Below are 16,112 nucleotides of genomic sequence, written 5' to 3'. Positions count from 1 at the left end.
CATGCAATCGGGAGCATTGTCCAAGGCGCTGAAAAGCGGCGCCATCTGGGGCTTCATCGTGCTGGAGCTGATCTTCTTCAGCATCGCGGGAGAATACCTCTCGCTCTCCGAAAAGGCGTTTATGGACTGGGAAAACATGCTGCTGCTGCTCAAGCAGTCAGCGCCCATCGGAATCATCGCCATGGGCATGACGATCGTCATGGTGAACGGCAATATTGACCTCAGCGTTGGCGCCACCTTTGCCATTGCCGCGATCGTCTTGCTCGACAGCATGACCTGGCCAATCTTTGCCGGTCTCGGCGACTGGGTGATCCCGGTGGCCTGGCTGCTGGCCTTGCTGGTTGGCACCCTGTTCGGGGCGCTCAACGGGCTGATCGTCTGGAAAACCGGGGTCGACGCCTTCATCGTGACGTTGGGGTCAATGCTGGGCTTTCGCGGCATCGTCTTCATGTTCAACGGTGAAAACCCGACCAGCCACCTGAACTGGACGCTGGTGGATTTCGCCGAGGCGGAGTTCCTCGGCCTTGCCACAGCGTCGTGGTTTCTGCTGGGGGTGACGCTGGTGATATGGTTCGTGATGGCCCGCACCGTGCATGGCCGCAACGCCTATGCCATCGGCGACAACCGCGAGGCGGCGGTCAATGCCGGCATCCGGGTCGGGCCGCACATGATGATCAACTTCGCCATCATCGGCTTTCTCGCAGCGCTGTCGGCGGTGGTCTTCTACTCTGAATCCGGCTCGGTGAACCCCAACGACGGGCAACTATACGAACTTTGGGTCATCACCGCCGTCGTGCTGGGCGGCACCAAGATTACCGGCGGCGCGGGCAATGTCATCGGCACCTTCGGCGGTGTCATCGCCATCCAGCTCTTGCGCAAGGGACTTGGCCATATCGGGGCGGATACCTCGACGGTCAACCTCGTGATCGGCCTGATCCTGATCGTTGTTCTGGTTCTCGACCGTCAGTTGAACATCAAGGGCAAAGAGGAGCTGAAGGTATGACCGAACCGGTTCTCAGACTCGAAAACATCGTCAAGACCTTTCCCGGCGTCCGTGCCCTCGATGGGGTTTCCTTTGCGGTCATGCCCGGTGAGGTCCACGCGCTGATGGGCGAAAACGGCGCGGGCAAATCCACCCTGATGAAGGTTCTCGGCGGCATCCACCAACCGACCGAAGGCGCGATCTACATGGGGTCCGAAAAAGTCGCCATGGCGGGGCCGCTGGAAGCCAAGGCCAAGGGCATCGTCTTCATCCACCAGGAACTCAGCCTTGCCGAGGAATTGAGCGTGGCCGAGAACATCTACCTGGGGGAATTGCCGCGCAAGAGTTTCGGGCGCGTCGACTGGGCTACGCTGACGGCCCGGACGGACGCCATCCTGAAAAAGCTGAACGTCGGTTTCGACGCCAAGACCCGTGTCGGTGACCTGTCGATCGCCAACCAGCAGATGGTCGAAATTGCCCGCGCGCTGACGGTAGATGCCAAGGCGGTGATCTTTGATGAGCCGACAGCCTCGCTAACCGATGCGGAAAAGGTCGTGTTGTTCGACGTGATCTCCGATCTGAGGGCCTCGGGTGTCGGGATCGTCTACATTTCCCACCGGATGGAGGAAATTTTCAAGATGACCGACCGCATCTCGATCCTGCGGGACGGTCAGTACCAGGGCACGGTCGCCACTGCCGAGACGGACGAGGAATCCGTGACGCATATGATGATCGGCCGCAAGCTCGACCTAAGCCGCAATGCCTCTCATCATGAAATGGGCGAGGTCGCGCTGGAAGTGCGGGGCCTCAGCTGCGGCAAGCTATATCAGGACATCGACTTTTCCGTGCGGCGCGGCGAGGTGCTGGGCTTTTACGGGTTGGTGGGGGCCGGTCGGACCGAAATCGCAGAGACACTCTTTGGCCTGCGCGCGCCCTCTGCCGGGCAGATCCTGCTGGACGGCGAAGAGGTGCGCATTCATTCGCCGGTAGACGCCATCGCCCGGGGGATCGGCCTTGTCCCCGAGGATCGAAAGGGGCAGGGTCTTGTACTGGGCATGAACTGCCGGGACAACATGACCCTGCCGCAGGTGGATGATCTCAAGGCAGGCCCGTTTGTGGCCGAGGGCGCAGAAATCGCGATTTTCGATCAGTATCGCGACCGGCTGGACATCCGCACACCCGGCTGGCGGCAAAAGGTCGGCAACCTGTCGGGCGGCAACCAGCAAAAGATCGTCATCGGCAAATGGCTGTCCATGCATCCCAACGTGCTGATCGTGGACGAACCCACGCGCGGGATCGACGTCGGTTCCAAGTCCGAGATCCACAAGCTGCTGCGCGATCTTGCCGCCCAGGGCTATGCGGTGGTGGTCATCAGCTCTGAAATGCCCGAGGTGCTGCACGTCGCGGACCGGATCGTGGCCATGTATTCCGGCCGGATCATGCGGACCTTCACCTCTGAGGAGGTGACGGAGGACAGCTTGATTCAGGCCATCTCCGGCCTTGGCGGCGAACACGTGGCCTGACGCAGAACTCAAATCTTCCAGACTGGAGACATTATGAAACTGCTTCGCTACGGCCCGGCCGGGGCCGAGAAACCCGGCCTTTTGGACAAGGATGGCAATGTCAGGGACCTGTCGAACGTGGTCCCCGATATCTCCGGTGAAACCTTGCGCAGCGCCGCGCTGTACGCCTTGAAAGAGATTGATCCTGCCTCTTTGCCACTTGTCCCGGGAACGCCGCAGGCGGACCTGCGCCTTGGCCCCTGTGTCGGCAACATCGGCAAATTTGTCTGCATCGGCCTGAATTATGCCGACCATGCAGAAGAGGCCGGAATGCCCATCCCGGAAGAGCCGATCATCTTCAACAAGTGGACCTCTGCGATTTGCGGACCAAACGATCCAATCCAGATCCCGCGCGGCAGCGTCAAGACGGATTGGGAGGTCGAACTCGGCGTCGTCATCAGCGACCCCGGCGCCTACATCAAAGAGGCCAACGCTATGGACCACGTCGCGGGTTACTGCGTCATCAACGATGTCTCCGAGCGCGATTTCCAGCTGAACCGCGCCGGGACTTGGGACAAGGGCAAAGGGTGCGACACCTTCGGTCCCACCGGTCCCTGGCTGGTGACCCTGGACGAGGTGAGCGACGTGAGCGATCTTTCCATGTGGCTCGACGTGGACGCAGAGCGCATGCAGGACGGCACGACAGCGACACTGATCTTCAAGATCCCGAACCTGATCGCCTATTGCAGCCAGTTCATGAGCCTACAGCCGGGCGACGTCATTTCTACGGGAACTCCGCCTGGTGTGGGCATGGGGCAAAAGCCCGCGCGCTATCTGGCTGGCGGAGAGACAGTCTCGCTGGGCATCGACGGCCTTGGCGAACAGCGGTCCTTGGTGCTGGCAGCAAAAACCTGACATTTAGCATCCAGAACCATGAAGCGTCTCCAGAATTCCGGGTCGGTTGGTATGAGCATAGGAAGAGAAGAAAACGAGGTCACGTCCGTCAAGCTGGTGTGATTTCCCAGATGGCCTGAGGTCATGATCAGGCGGCTTGGGTTGTTATGCTGAGAATGGGATCAATCTCCTCGTGGTCGATCTGGGCGAACGCCTCGACCTGGATGTAGCGGCTTGCAGTCTGCCATTCGTCGTTCTGCTCGGACAGGACGGCACCGATGAGGCGGGTGATGGACGCCTCGTTGGGGAAGATCCCGACGACGTTGGCTCGCCGCTTCACCTCCTTGTGCAAACGCTCGATAGGGTTCGTGCTGTGCAGCTTGGTCCGATGCTGGCGAGGGAACGCCATGTAGGCCAGGACGTCTTGCTCGTTCTCATCCATTAGATCCGCCAGTTTTGGTCAGCGTGAGCGGAGCTGGTCGGCGACACGGCGCCAGGTTTCCCCTGCGGATTTTCGATCGGGTTAGTCGAAATCCTGGCAGATCGCGGCGACGACAACGGTGTGCTGTCCGCAGGAGACATGTGCGAGGGCGTTGCGCATCCAGTGGAGGCGACAGGTCTAGTTCGTATTGGCAACAGCGGGAACAACGTCCTTTTGGGCCGAGGCGGCAACGATACCATGAGCGACGACGGCGGACCACCTGATCGGCGGGCTCAGTGCAGAGGTGCTGGACGGCTCGCCCGGCTGCAGTGACACGATCGACTATTCCGCGGCCACCAGTGCCATAATCCTGGGGATGCGGAACAACACGGTCTCCGGCGATCCGCTGGCTAGCGGCGATACGATCCTCAACTTCGATAATGCCGAGACTGGCACAGGCCATGACCTGATTGCGGGCAATGATCTGGATAACTCGCTGACGGGCAATGGCGGCAACGACTCCATCCATGGCTACGGCGGGGAGGATATCTTGGATGGCGGTGACGGGACGGATGTCATTCGTGGTGTCATTGGCAATGACACGCTGTCCGGCGGGCCAGGGCTGGATTACCTTTACGGCGTAGCTGGTAGCGATATCTTCGTCTTCGGCAGTATTGTCGAAGCGGGCATAGGGGCCCTGCGTGATCAGATCATGGATTTCGTATCCGGAGTGGACTTGATCGACGTTTCCGCAATGGCGTCAGCTGCCTTCGGCTTCCGCGGAGCGGCCGCTTTCGCGTCCACGGGCAACGCCGAATTGAGGCTGTACGAAACCCCCAGCGGATCGACGATTGTGCAGTTGGATGTGGATGGCACCGGAGCGATAGATGCCGAAATCCGAGTGGGCGGCGTTGTCGGATTGGCGGCCAGCGATTTCGTCTTGTAAGGGAACCGGCAAGAGAGGCATCCAAGAATTAAATATTTAAAATCAATAACTTTAAACCCAGAGAAGGTTCGACGGCAGTCGCGTCCGCTCCGCCACTTGCCCTTTAGAAACGGTTCTCCCGATCCGGCTGCGACCGGGTTTTTCCGTTATATTCAAGAGTTATGCGGGCAAAGCTGAGCACCTTCCCCGGCGCTAAGTAGTCCAAAATCGGTCTCTGAGGGCCCGCGTTCTCCGGACCTGATGACTGCGCCCATTTGGTGAATTTATTGCAAGCTGCTGTAACAAAGAAACTTTTCTCACGACGTGCCTAAACACTTCGACCGAAGTCGCGTTCGACCACATGGAACTGAAATCGAACGTAAGCGGTGTCTGCGCCCCACGTTGCCGCTGATGGCGTAGGCTGCCAGGTGATCCCCATCTTATGATGGGGAGTGCTGTTGATTTCCACCCAGAAGTGACCCGGGTTTTCCATCGAGAACTGACCCACCTTTAGGTTATGTTTCGGGGGTCAGGCTTTGGTCAAGGCATGAGTATCCTCCTTGGTTTTCCGCGTAGCTGCGACCGAACTGGCCTTGAAACGGAAGCTGTCGTTTCCGGTCTCCAGGATGTGGCAGCGGTGAGTTAGCCGATCGAGCAGCGCGGTTGTCATCTTCGCATCACCGAAGACGGTGGCCCATTCGCTGAAGCTCAGGTTCGTGGTGATGACGACGCTGGTGCGTTCGTAGAGCTTGCTCAGCAGGTGGAAGAGCAGCGCGCCGCCCGAGGCGGAGAACGGCAAGTAGCCCAGCTCGTCCAGAACCACGAGATCGAGCTTGGTGAGGCTTTCGGCAAGCTGCCCAGCCTTCCCCTTGGCTTTCTCCTGTTCAAGGGTGTTGACCAGCTCGATAGTCGAGAAGAAGCGGACCTTGCGGCGGTGATGTTCGACGGCCTGCACGCCAAGGGCTGTCGCAACATGGGTTTTACCGGTGCCGGGGCCGCCGATCAGGACGACGTTCTGCGCCCCGTCCATGAACTCGCCGCGATGCAGTTGGCGCACCGTGGCCTCGTTGATCTCACTGGCCGCGAAGTCGAATCCCGAGAGGTCCTTGTAAGCCGGGAAGCGTGCCGCCTTCATGTGATAGGCAATGGACCGGACCTCCCGTTCTGCCACTTCGGCCTTCAGCAACTGAGCGAGCATCGGCACCGCAGCATCAAAGGCCGGCGCCCCCTGTTCCATCAAGTCGGTGACTGCTTGTGCCATGCCGTGCATCTTCAGACTGCGCAGCATGATGATGATGGCACCGCTGGCGGGATCATGACGCATGGCGGCCTCCGGCGGTCAGGGCCCGCAGGCCATCATAGCGTTCGACATTCGCCTTTGGCTCACTGCGCAAGGCCAGTGCCTGTGGTGTTTCGATGTCCGGCCCGCCGATCGTCTTTCCGTCGATTAGCCGGTGCAGAAGGTTCAGCACATGGGTTTTTGTGGCGACACCCTCGGCCAGCGCCATTTCCACGGAGACCAGCACGGCCTGTTCATCATGGTGCAGGACCAGCGCCAGGATATCGACCATCCACTGCCCGGCAGGGCATTGCTCAGCAATGTCCCGAGAGGGACCCGGTCACCGCCCGGCTTGCGGAGCATGAGGTCCTGGAGCTGTTTGAAGGCCGGAGGGAATTCCGCGAAGGGCGCACCGTTGCGTAATGCGCCGGGCTTGCGCTGAAGGACGGCCAGGTAATGACGCCAATCGTAAATTGTGCGTGGCGGGAGGTGGTGGCTGCGCTGGATCACCCGCACATGCTCACACAGGATCTGTCCTTCGGCTGCGACCACCAGCCTGTCCGGATAGACGCGGAGACTGACAGGGCGGTTCGCAAATGACGCCGGAACGCTGTAGCGGTTGCGTTCAAAGCTGATCAGGCAGGTGGGCGAGACCCGCTTGCTCAGTTCGACAAAGCCATCGAAGGCGGGTGGCAATGGCATCAGCGCAGCTTGTTCTGCGGTCCAGACGTCGGCAACGTTGCCCGGCGGTGTTCCATGCGGAATGTCAGTCCACAACGCGACACAGCGCTGTTCCAGCCAGTCGTTCAGCGCCACGAGATCGGGAAGCTCGGCATGAGTTGCCACAGACGATGGCGCGCGTCCTGCACGTTCTTCTCGACCTGTCCCTTCTCCCAGCCCGCGGCCGGATTGCAAAACGCTGGTTCGAACACGTAGTGGTTTGCCATGGCAAGGAAGCGCATGTTGACCTGCCGGTCCTTCCCGCGACCGACGCGGTCAACTGCGGTCCGCATATTGTCGTAGATGCCGCGCTCCGGGATGCCGCCGAAAACCCGGAACCCGTGCCAGTGGGCATCGAACAACATCTCATGCGTTTGCAGCAGATACGCCCGGACCAGAAAGGCCCGGCTGTGCGACAGCTTGATATGGGCGACTTGCAGCTTCGTGCGCTCGCCGCCCCCAGCATCGCATAATCCTCGCTCCAGTCGAACTGGAATGCCTCGCCCGGGCGAAATGACAGTGGCACGAAGGTGCCGCGGCCTGTCGTCTGCTGATCTCGCTGCCGATCTGCCCGCCAATCACGCGCAAAAGCCGCAACCCGGTTGTATGACCCGTCAAATCCGAGAACCACCAGATCGGCATGCATCTGCTTCAGCGTCCGCCGCTGCTTACGAGATTTGGCCGATTCCGTCTTCAGCCAGCCAGCCAACTGCGTATTCCAGACGATGGTGGGCAGGTTTTCCACGGGATGATGGGCAAGCATTCCGCGTGATCATGGGCACGGATTCCAGACGATCGTGGGCGGGTCAGACCGGCAGTCTGACCTTAGGAGTTCTTTCCAGAAATGGAGAGGACCCGAATGCCAACGAAACGATTGCTGATGCGCCGAATTCGAGATGTCTTGAGGCTGAAGCTGACCCAAGGGATGAGCGACCGCGCGATTGCCGCGTCGCTGGGCCTGTCGAAGGGCAGTGTGAACAACTACGTGACCCGGGCGCGACAGGCCGGGTTGGAGTGGCCCCTTCCGGAGGGTCTTGATGACGACAGCCTTGAGCTGCTGCTTTTCCCGGACTTGAAGTCACTGCCGACGCCCGAGCGGCCCATTCCGGACTGGTCGTTGGTTGATCGTGAGTTGCGCAAGCGGAACGTGTCGGTGCTCACCGCCACCGAACGCCGTGATCTCCTGGAAATCTTCGAGGACCGGCAGGGTCGCGGCTCAACCATCGTCACAAGCCAGTTGCCGGTCGACCAATGGCACGAGGCCATCGGCGATCCAACTCTCGCCGACGCCATCCTCGACCGCCTGGTTCACAACGCCCACCGCCTCACCCTGACCGGAGAAAGCATGCGCAGAAAGATGACAACCGCAAAACCGCTTGACCAACTTGGGCAAGCTTGATCCCATGAACGCGTCGGTCACCTGCCCAAGTTCATGGAATAGGTGCCCACGATGCCGTGGAATCGCTGCCCACGATCGCGTGGAATGACCGCCCAACTTCTCTGGAATGCGCAAATCATCCAGCGGCAGTAACGTGTGCCGCCGGAATGCAACGATCATTGCCTCCTCTGCTTCGGTGAGAACGGTTGAGCGCGGCTCCTTTGGCCCGGTCTTCTAGTCCTCGACCGTCGCACGCTTACGCCACTTCGCAACGGTCTTGGGGTTGATACTCAGCTCCTTGCTTAGTTGCGCGAGCGAAGCTTGCAATCGCTGTAATGCAGCTCTGACGGCGTGCGTTGTCGTGGCGCTCCCGTGACGGACTTGTCCCAAAATGCTTCCTTCCAAGCCTGAGAAAGGATCGCACCATCAAATCGTGGGATCAAACACCTAGATCTCTAGCTTGTATCCGATATGGGTCGGTTCAAAACCCAGACGGTCATAGAAGCGATGGGCGTCTGGCCGGGCCTTGTCGGTGGTGAGCTGAACCAACGAACACCCGTGTGCCCGGCATTCGCTGATCGCCCAAGCAAACATTGCTTCGCCTAGCTTGCCGCCCCGACGGTCGCTCGCGATCCGCACCGCCTCGATCTGTCCTCGCTTGGTGCCATTGCGAGAGAGGCCCGGGATGAAGGTGAGTTGCAGGGTTCCGACAATTTGCTGCCTGTCCTCGACAACACAAAGAAACTGGTTCGGGTCGGCATCAATCTCCGCAAATGCAGCCAGGTAGCAATCATCTACAGCTGGCGAAGCGTTTTCCCGCGACGCACCAAGCACGTCATCGGCCAGCATCGCGACGATGGTTGGCAGATCGACCTCCCGCGCGGGGCGCATCTTCAATACATTTCCAGACATGCGCCCACCTCCTTTATGTGGATCACCAGATATGACGCCGGAGAGCCGGGTCCTCGCGCGTCACCTCGACCCAAGGCTGGAGGCCGATGTCCTGCATCAGATGCGGTGGCAGGTGACGCGGCACGTGGAGCTGTTTGTGGCGCTTGCGCCGGGCTTCGGGATTGGGTTTGAGCAGGTTGAACATGCGGTTTCCTTTCGTGGTCTTGGAAGGTGGGTGGCATCGCCAACCGCTGGAGGCCCGCCCGCGTTCAGGCACCGAGGACCTCCTGCGGATCATGCGGGGCTGGCCAGCGCGAGGGCCGCACCGAGATAACAGACGGACGCGGCCAGAGCCGTCGCCCAGCGCAGGTGGTTCCAACGGGTCCAGTCGCGCTTGTAGGTCTTCCAGTAGTCGTGCGCGTGCGCGCTCAAGTGTTCGACATGGTCGAGGCGTTGGTTCATCGGTACGTTCCGGCGGCCGGTCACGGCCATCACGCCGAGCACGTAGAGCGCCCCGGCTGCCGCTAGCCAATAGGCCACGGCCCCGCCGATCAGCACGGCGCCCAGAACCGCGAGGCCGAGTGAGGCGAAGCTCATGCCGATCAGCAGGACCATGAACAGCGAGCGATAGACCTCGCGGTTGATCCATTGCATCGCCTCGATCCCGGCCGCGGGCTGCGCCCGGCCGAGGCCGCGCATCACGAAGTCGGAGAACGTGAGGAACACGCCGGCGATGAGGCCCGTGGCCAGCGTGGCAGCGACAAGTGTGATTTCGAAGAGCTCGGACAACATGCGGTTTCTCCTTTGGAAAAGTCGGTTTGAGATGGCGGCGGCACGGAGCAGATGGCCACTGTCGGTGATCTGCTGGTTGAGGAACTTGGCGATGTCGGCCCGGGCGACCGTGAGCGAGAGCCCCCGTGTCGGGGCTGGCCAGCGCGAGGGCCGCACCGAGATAACAGACGGCGGCGGCCAGAGCCGCGCTACAGCGCGGGTGGTTCCAGCGGGTCCAGTCGCTTTTGTAGGTGTCGCAGTAGGCATGCGAGAGGGTGCCCCAATTCTCGACATCGTCGAGGCGTTGGTTCAATGGCATGTTCCGACGACCGGTCACGGCCATGACGTGGAGCACGTTGAGGGCGGCGGCAGGACGTCGAGGGCCACGCCGCCGTGACAGACTCAGCGCGCGGGCTGAACCGTGGAGAGGCTGGGCGCCGGCTTCCAAAGTCGCCGGCGGAAGGCTGCGAGGCAGAGCGCGGCGATGATCAACTCCACGATGAGAGCGCCGATGACGCTGGCGGAGGGCATCCCGTCCACCGCAAGCCCGACCAGCCGTCCGGCCGGAAAGGCGATGAAGACCGTCAGGGCCACAGCCATGGCAACGGGCAGGGCCGCAAGCCGCCAGATGCCGCGCAGCATCAGAAGGCCGAAACCGGCGAGGCCCGCGCCGGGGGCGCGCAATTCGCTGAGCAGGTTCGCGCCTTGGCCCAGCGTGATGCCGTAGCTGGCGTAGAAGGTCTGCGGCGCGCACAGGATCAAAGCGCCGATGGTGAGCGCGGTGAGGCCGGAGACACCGAGCGCGAATTTCTCAAACAGGGTGGGTCTCATGTCATGGTCCTTTCACTGGGGGCGTCACGCGGCGCTTGTCCATGCGCCGGATTTGGCGGCGGCGCGGGCAAAGTCGGCAAAGTCGCGGGGGCCGCGGCCGAGGGCGCGCATCACGCCATCAGTGGTGTGGGCGTTGCGTCCGTCCAGGGTTTCGCGTGCGATGGCGGTGAAGACGTCGGCGACGAAGGGGCCACCAGCCTGCGCGACGTTCGCGTGGAACTCCTCGAAGCTGATTGGGATATGCCGGATCTCGCGCCCGGTCGCCCGCGAAAGCTCACCCGCCATGTCCGCGAAGGACATCAGCCGCGGACCGGTCACTTCGTAGAGTTCGCCCTTGTGTCCCTCCTCGGTCAGCGCCGCGACGGCAACATCGGCAATGTCGTCGATGTCGATGATGGGCTCGGCGACATCGCCGCCGGGCATCGGAAGAATGCCGGCCAGCACCGGATCGCGCAGGTAGCCTTCGGAGAAGTTCTGCGCGAACCAGGCGGCCCGGACGATGGTGAAGTCGACGCCGGAATTGCGCACCACCTCTTCGCCCAGCCGCGCATGATGCTCGCCGCGGCCGGAGAGCAGTACGAGATGCTCGACGTCCATGTCGCGGGCCGTTTCGCAGAGTGACTCCAGCTTTTCCACGGCTCCGGGAAAGGCGAGATCGGGAAAGTAGGTGACATAGGCCGCACGGGCCCCGCGCAAGGCCGGGGCCCAGGTCTCCGGCGCCTCCCAGTCAAAGGGCGTGGCGGAACTGCGTGAGCCGCGGCGCACGGGCAGGCCACGCGCCGCGAGGCGGCGGGCGACGCGGCGACCGGTCTTGCCGGTTGCGCCGATGACGAGGATCGGTTGGTCTTGCATGGGGTGTCTCCCTGGCTTGTGTATCGGTAGCCCAAGGATAGGCGCGGGGATGCTGCGCGGTATTGACCGGCGCTGCCAGCCCTTTGACCGCCGTCGCCAATACGAGCTTCAGCGGTGGGACATATCCTTGCGGTAGGTCGCGGGCGTCGTGCCGACCCAGCGCTTGAACGCGCGGGTAAAGGCGCTCTGCTCGGAGAACCCTGTGAGAAACGCGATTTCGGCCAGGGAATGCCGCTCGTCCTGCAAGAGCCCCTCGGCGAGGTCGCGGCGGGTTTCTTCGGTGAGGCTCTGGAAGTTCATCCCCTGCTCGGCGAGGCGCCTGTGAAAGGACCGCACGCTGAGCCCGAGGCCGCGGGCGATATCAGCCATCTTCGGCGTCCCCTCGCTGAGAGCCTGGGCGATTGCGGCTTGGGCCTGCGTGACAAGCGCGGGCGCCCGGGTGAGCTGGGACAGTTCCGCGTCGAGATGCGTGGCGAGGTATTTCGAGATCCCCTCGTCCCCGAGGATGTTGGGCCGGGCCAGCGTCTCGTCGGCATAGAGGATCGCGTCGAGGTCTGCGCCGAAGCGTACCGGACAGCCGAACCAGTCCTCGTGTGCGGTGATAGAGCACGGGGCGGGATGACTGAGCAGCACCTCCACCGGCGCGAGCGGCACCGGGCAGACCTGCCTTGCGATTGACACGGCGCTTGCAAGGGTCGCCTCGTTCGACAGCCGCATCCCGAGGCGCCGCTCGCCCGCCCGGTGCAGGATGAAGAGCGTGCCCCCAGCCGCCGGCCGCAGTTCGTATTCGACAACGCTGGTCCAAAGACGCGCATAGCGTTCCACACGCCCATAGGACGCCTTGAGCGTCGTTGCAGCCTTGAAGGCCAGCCCAAGCGCTCCGTATTCGTCCGGCCGCATGGAGGCGCCCGTCCGCACCGGCAGGTCGGTCACGTCGATCTGATCGGCGATCCTTTCGAGCATGTCGTAGTAAAGCTCGGCCGGAACCATCTGCCCGGCGTCAAAGGAATCGTCGGGGGCGATCCCGACGCTGGCCAGCATCGCCTCAGCATCGACCTCACCACCCGCCGCGGCGACCACCTTGCGCGCGAAAAGTGACGTCACATATCCCATGCCCGGCATTCTAAGATACGCGTGGTGAGCAGCCAAGCTTGAGGTGGATCTGGGCGCGAAGCGGACTGGATGTCCTCTTTTCGCTAAATCTTGCATGCAGCCTGTACGTGCGGCGAACGACCGCTTTCCTGAAGGTTTTTCGATGCGGGTCGCGGCGCGACGTGGGCGGCCGGGAGGTGGCGGTCCGCGTTGACAAACCTCGGAAGGAGGAAGCCGCAGGGGTCTTGGATCATTTTATGGGGAAAGTGCGCAGGCGGTCGGAGCGGCGGCTGCATCCGGGGTGCGGCTGATGGCGAGCCAGGTGCCCGAGACGATCGCAAACCCGGCCAGTGATCCCGACAAGGCTGTGCGTTTCGGAGTTGCTGCCGCCTTTGGCCGCGCTGGACATGGGAGCGCACACGCTGTTCGGATCGGAACTGCGGATTGTAGCCGGTGCTGCTTCGCGTCGGATGACGGGCGATATGTCATGCGGCCTGCTCCCTGGGTGGCGCGCGCGACATCGGTTTTTGCCCGCGCCGGAAGACCTCGATGATGCGTATGGGGCCGCCGCAACAGGGACAGGGTTCGCGCAGGGTGAGCGGGGTGATCTCGGTCTGTGGTTCCGGCACGGCGACCAGTTCAGGCCGCTGGACGCAGAGCAAGGCGCGGATCTTGGTGATGTTGGCTTTGCGGGCGGCGCTGGCGAGCAGCCCGTAATGCCGGATGCGGTGGAAGCCGTCAGGCAGGACGTGGATCAGGAACCGGCGCATGAACTCGGGCGTGGCCAGCCACATGACCTTTTGGCGATCGCCGGATTTGATGCGGTAATCCTTCCAGCGGAAGGCCACGGTATCGGCATCGGCGCTGACCAGGCGGGCGTTCGAGATCGCGACCCTGTGGGTGTATCGGCTCAGGTAGGCCAGCACGGCCTCCGGGCCGCCGAAGGGTGGCTTGGCATAAACCACCCATTCGGATTTGCGGAACGGAGCGAGCCAGGTGGCAAAGGCATCTGCATGCGTCAACCGTTCGAGATCGCTGAAGAAGGCCAGCTGTCCGGCGCGGTGCAGATCCATCAACCCTTCCAGAAACAGGCGCCGGAACAGCCGCGACAGCACCCGCACATGCAGGAAGAACCCAGGTTGGCAGGCGACCCACCTGGTGCCGTCGGGCGACAACCCGCCGCCTGGCACGATCATATGGATGTGCGGGTGGTGGGTCAGTGCCGAGCCCCAAGTGTGCAAAACGCTGGTCATGCCCACCCGCGCGCCCATACGCTTGGGATCGGCCGCGATGGTTATCACCGTTTGTGCCGAGGCCCTGAACAGCAGACCATAGACCTCCCGCTTGTTCCAATAGGCGATCTGCGCGATCTCGGCCGGCATCGTGAAGACGACGTGGAAGTATTCCACGGGCAGCAGATCCGCGGCACGCGCCTCCATCCAGTCGCGCGCCGCTGGCCCCTGACACTTCGGGCAGTGCCGGTTCTTACAAGAATTGTAGGCGATGTGATGGTGGCCGCATTTGGTGCATCCCGCCACGTGCCCGCCGAGCGCCTCGGTTCGGCAGGCTGCAATCGCCGACATCACCTTGAGCTGGGAGAGGCTGACATGCCCCGCATTGGCCTGCCGCCACGCAGGTCCGTATCGTCGAAAGATGTCAGCGATCTCCAGCTTTGGCCGGGCCACTGGTCCCGGGCGCTATTGCATCCGTCGTCGCAGGGTCTCGTCTTGCAGCAGCTTGATTTGCTCACAGGGGCTGACGGTGCTGCAGATCGTCTTGGTGGCCACATGGGCGTAACGCGCAGTGGTTGTCAGCTTGGCGTGGCCGAGCAACACCTGAATGACCCGCACGTCCGTGTTCGCCTCCAGCAAATGGGTCGCGAAGCTGTGGCGGAGCGTGTGCAGCGTTGCCGCCTTCTTGATGCCCGCCATGTGCTTGGCCGAGGTGAACGCCCGGTTCAACTGGCGCGGCGACAGCGGGTTGATTTTGGGCTTGCCCGGGAACAGCCACCCCTCCGGACGGGAATTCACACCAGTAGTCGCGCAACAACGCGAGCAGATTGGGCGACAGCATCGCTTTGCGATCTCGACCACCCTTGCCGTCATCGACATGGATCAGCATGCGGTCGCTGTCGATGTCCGTTACCTTGAGGTTGCACACCTCGGAGGCGCGCAGCCCCGCCCCGTAGCTGATGCCAAGGGCGGCGCGATACTTGAGCCCGAGGCCGGGAACGGCGGCCAACAGATCGGCCACCTCCTCGACACTTAGCACTATGGGTAATTTGCGGGGTTTGCGGTGAAACTGCATGAATCGTTTCATGTCTTCACGTCCGCAGGTGGTGCCGAAAAAGAAGCGAAGCGAAATAATACGCACGTTGAACGTACTGGCCGACACGCTGTCCTCGGTCATTTTGAGCTGATACGCGCGCAATTCCTCCGGCGTGGCCGTGTCAGGCGGCCGCCCAAGAAACGCCGCGAAATGCTTCACGTTGCGAATATGGGCTTTCTGGGTCTTCTCGGCCAAACCCCGAATGCTCATGTCTTCGATCATCCGCTGGCGTAGCGGGCTTACTCTCTCCTCTGTCATGGGAGCCTCCTGTCTGATGATTGAGAAGGCCCCAATCGTCAGCCAGGTCGCCGAGATCACAAAACGCGCAGACCCCATGAGGGCCGGGCGGCAACATTAGCCAAGCGCGCCAATGCCGCGGAGCGGCTTAGTCCCTCCGCCCATCCTACCGCAGCCGTGCTCAACGCGAACGGCCCGTCGCTGCCTTTCACGGCATGAGCCGTCGCTGCATTGCGGCTTCGCCGAAGCGGACGTTGAGCAATATGGGCAGCATTTCAATCGGTCAGACGCCCAGTACCCTTACTTCTGGATCTCAGGCAAACAAAGGGCGGTTCAGTCGTCTACGGCCCGGGATCGTACAACAGCATCCTGTTTATTTGCCGCAATAGAAGGCTCAATGAGATTGTGGGCCGGGTTCACACCACTATCAAGCAGATACGCACTCGGAGCGTCTGAGACAGGCCATTGCACCCGATTTGCGAAGTCGTCGATCCACGCAATCTGTTTATCGTCGTCAAGCGTATCAAGAATGAAGGTCGGAGTATCAGTCGCCAGTCGCAGTTCCATAATCGCGAAACGAGCAAACAGCATGATCTCAATCATCGTGCGGTTGGCATAGACAGTAATTACTACATGTTCTGGGAATTGCAGGCGCTGATCTACAGCCGCACAGCACGCATCTAACCGTACAGAAAGTTGTTCGAGGTCGGAAACTACGAACGTGACGCACCAAACCTTTCACCACTTCCTATGCATGACCGGAATCCTCATGGCTGAGCAATGCAGTATCCGGCGATCTGGGAGAAAGGCTGAAAATTCATCGTTGACTTTCAAAAAGATCTACATCTTGTGCCGCGCGCCAAAATTCTTTCGATATTATTTTGGTGCTTTATTTTATATATAAGTCAATGGCTTACGTTATTTTTCGGCGAGAGGGTATCGATCAACGTTGACGCGGAGGGTGGCTTTTCCCTATTCATCCTACCAATGGATTCGCAACAGGCCAGGG

Annotated in this window: 13 protein-coding genes and 7 pseudogenes; 6 read left to right on the top strand and 14 right to left on the bottom strand. The window is 61.6% G+C overall.

Going from position 1 to position 16,112, the window contains the following annotated elements; translation table 11 throughout:
- Position 1 precedes the first annotated feature (1 nt).
- Genes VOI21_RS21215 through VOI21_RS21205 form a run of 3 tightly spaced genes read left to right on the top strand, consistent with a single transcriptional unit; the run spans position 2 to position 3,399 of the window.
- Positions 2–1,003, top strand: a complete 1,002-nt coding sequence (locus VOI21_RS21215) for an ABC transporter permease (RefSeq protein ID WP_323771960.1) — start codon at positions 2–4, stop codon at positions 1,001–1,003.
- Positions 1,000–2,505 carry a sugar ABC transporter ATP-binding protein gene (locus VOI21_RS21210; RefSeq protein ID WP_323771959.1) on the top strand — a complete coding sequence of 502 codons (1,506 nt, stop codon included), beginning with the start codon at positions 1,000–1,002 and terminating at the stop codon, positions 2,503–2,505. The genes VOI21_RS21215 and VOI21_RS21210 overlap by 4 nt, the downstream gene beginning before the upstream one ends.
- A gap of 33 nt (positions 2,506–2,538) precedes the next feature.
- Positions 2,539–3,399, top strand: a complete 861-nt coding sequence (locus tag VOI21_RS21205; protein ID WP_323771958.1) for a fumarylacetoacetate hydrolase family protein — start codon at positions 2,539–2,541, stop codon at positions 3,397–3,399.
- 127 nt (positions 3,400–3,526) lie between these two features.
- On the opposite strand, the pseudogene VOI21_RS21200 reads toward VOI21_RS21205, so the two are convergent.
- Positions 3,527–3,994, bottom strand: a pseudogene (locus tag VOI21_RS21200) (transposase); the annotation flags it as partial.
- 109 nt (positions 3,995–4,103) lie between these two features.
- Between VOI21_RS21200 and VOI21_RS21195 the strand changes: the two are divergent.
- Positions 4,104–4,745 (top strand): M10 family metallopeptidase C-terminal domain-containing protein, encoded by a 642-nt coding sequence (locus tag VOI21_RS21195; RefSeq protein WP_323771957.1) that lies wholly within the window; start codon positions 4,104–4,106, stop codon positions 4,743–4,745.
- Between the two features lie 508 nt (positions 4,746–5,253).
- Here the strand turns inward: VOI21_RS21195 and istB are convergent.
- On the bottom strand, positions 5,254–6,048 hold the full coding sequence (istB, locus tag VOI21_RS21190; RefSeq protein WP_323771956.1) for an IS21-like element helper ATPase IstB: 795 nt from the start codon (positions 6,046–6,048) through the stop codon (positions 5,254–5,256).
- Positions 6,038–7,435: pseudogene (gene istA / locus VOI21_RS21185) on the bottom strand (IS21 family transposase); the annotation flags it as partial. The gene istB and the pseudogene istA, both read right to left, overlap by 11 nt.
- 147 nt (positions 7,436–7,582) lie before the next feature.
- Between istA and VOI21_RS21180 the strand changes: the two are divergent.
- Both VOI21_RS21180 and VOI21_RS21175 read left to right on the top strand, forming a co-directional pair.
- Positions 7,583–7,876, top strand: a pseudogene (locus VOI21_RS21180) (sigma factor-like helix-turn-helix DNA-binding protein); the annotation flags it as partial.
- 6 nt (positions 7,877–7,882) lie between these two features.
- Positions 7,883–8,122, top strand: a pseudogene (locus tag VOI21_RS21175) (ATP-binding protein); the annotation flags it as partial.
- Positions 8,123–8,236: 114 nt separating this feature from the next.
- Here VOI21_RS21175 and VOI21_RS21170 read toward each other — a convergent pair.
- From VOI21_RS21170 to VOI21_RS21125, 11 genes and pseudogenes are all read right to left on the bottom strand, one after another.
- A pseudogene (locus VOI21_RS21170) lies at positions 8,237–8,491 on the bottom strand (IS481 family transposase); the annotation flags it as partial.
- A 57-nt stretch (positions 8,492–8,548) separates the two neighbouring features.
- Positions 8,549–9,013 (bottom strand): GNAT family N-acetyltransferase, encoded by a 465-nt coding sequence (locus VOI21_RS21165; protein WP_323771955.1) that lies wholly within the window; start codon positions 9,011–9,013, stop codon positions 8,549–8,551.
- A gap of 22 nt (positions 9,014–9,035) precedes the next feature.
- The gene (locus VOI21_RS21160) at positions 9,036–9,197 is read right to left on the bottom strand and encodes a hypothetical protein (protein WP_323771954.1); all 162 of its coding nucleotides are present in this window, start codon (positions 9,195–9,197) and stop codon (positions 9,036–9,038) included.
- 89 nt (positions 9,198–9,286) lie between these two features.
- On the bottom strand, positions 9,287–9,784 hold the full coding sequence (locus VOI21_RS21155) for a DUF1772 domain-containing protein (protein ID WP_323771953.1): 498 nt from the start codon (positions 9,782–9,784) through the stop codon (positions 9,287–9,289).
- A 175-nt stretch (positions 9,785–9,959) separates the two neighbouring features.
- Positions 9,960–10,211, bottom strand: a pseudogene (locus tag VOI21_RS24245) (hypothetical protein); the annotation flags it as partial.
- On the bottom strand, positions 10,166–10,594 hold the full coding sequence (locus VOI21_RS21150; RefSeq protein ID WP_323771952.1) for a DUF4345 domain-containing protein: 429 nt from the start codon (positions 10,592–10,594) through the stop codon (positions 10,166–10,168). The pseudogene VOI21_RS24245 and the gene VOI21_RS21150, both read right to left, overlap by 46 nt.
- 24 nt (positions 10,595–10,618) lie before the next feature.
- A complete protein-coding gene (locus tag VOI21_RS21145) occupies positions 10,619–11,446 on the bottom strand; it encodes an NAD(P)H-binding protein (RefSeq protein ID WP_323771951.1) in 828 nt (275 codons plus the stop codon).
- Positions 11,447–11,554: 108 nt separating this feature from the next.
- On the bottom strand, positions 11,555–12,559 hold the full coding sequence (locus VOI21_RS21140) for an AraC family transcriptional regulator (RefSeq protein ID WP_323771950.1): 1,005 nt from the start codon (positions 12,557–12,559) through the stop codon (positions 11,555–11,557).
- A gap of 464 nt (positions 12,560–13,023) precedes the next feature.
- A complete protein-coding gene (locus tag VOI21_RS21135) occupies positions 13,024–14,223 on the bottom strand; it encodes an IS91 family transposase (protein WP_323771949.1) in 1,200 nt (399 codons plus the stop codon).
- Between the two features lie 12 nt (positions 14,224–14,235).
- A pseudogene (locus VOI21_RS21130) lies at positions 14,236–15,124 on the bottom strand (tyrosine-type recombinase/integrase).
- Positions 15,125–15,436: 312 nt separating this feature from the next.
- Entirely contained in the window at positions 15,437–15,706 is a 270-nt protein-coding gene (locus VOI21_RS21125) for a hypothetical protein (RefSeq protein ID WP_323771948.1), read from the bottom strand.
- Between the last annotated feature and the right edge of the window lie 406 nt (positions 15,707–16,112).

Origin of the sequence: Antarctobacter sp., from assembly GCF_034670325.1 — a bacterium.
In the GTDB taxonomy this organism is placed as follows: Bacteria; Pseudomonadota; Alphaproteobacteria; order Rhodobacterales; family Rhodobacteraceae; genus Antarctobacter.
Note: the sequence above shows the minus strand (reverse complement) of the source record. Positions and strands in the feature narration are given on the sequence as shown.

Bases quoted from the DNA above. Each gene is read 5' to 3' on its own strand.
- VOI21_RS21165 (WP_323771955.1), bottom strand. From the start codon at position 9,013: ATGTCTGGAAATGTATTGAAGATGCGCCCCGCGCGGGAGGTCGATCTG.
- VOI21_RS21145 (WP_323771951.1), bottom strand. From the start codon at position 11,446: ATGCAAGACCAACCGATCCTCGTCATCGGCGCAACCGGCAAGACCGGT.
- VOI21_RS21210 (WP_323771959.1), top strand. From the start codon at position 1,000: ATGACCGAACCGGTTCTCAGACTCGAAAACATCGTCAAGACCTTTCCC.
- VOI21_RS21140 (WP_323771950.1), bottom strand. From the start codon at position 12,559: ATGGGATATGTGACGTCACTTTTCGCGCGCAAGGTGGTCGCCGCGGCG.
- VOI21_RS21205 (WP_323771958.1), top strand. From the start codon at position 2,539: ATGAAACTGCTTCGCTACGGCCCGGCCGGGGCCGAGAAACCCGGCCTT.
- VOI21_RS21125 (WP_323771948.1), bottom strand. From the start codon at position 15,706: ATGATTGAGATCATGCTGTTTGCTCGTTTCGCGATTATGGAACTGCGA.
- VOI21_RS21150 (WP_323771952.1), bottom strand. From the start codon at position 10,594: ATGAGACCCACCCTGTTTGAGAAATTCGCGCTCGGTGTCTCCGGCCTC.
- istB (WP_323771956.1), bottom strand. From the start codon at position 6,048: ATGCGTCATGATCCCGCCAGCGGTGCCATCATCATCATGCTGCGCAGT.
- VOI21_RS21155 (WP_323771953.1), bottom strand. From the start codon at position 9,784: ATGTTGTCCGAGCTCTTCGAAATCACACTTGTCGCTGCCACGCTGGCC.
- VOI21_RS21160 (WP_323771954.1), bottom strand. From the start codon at position 9,197: ATGTTCAACCTGCTCAAACCCAATCCCGAAGCCCGGCGCAAGCGCCAC.
- VOI21_RS21215 (WP_323771960.1), top strand. From the start codon at position 2: ATGCAATCGGGAGCATTGTCCAAGGCGCTGAAAAGCGGCGCCATCTGG.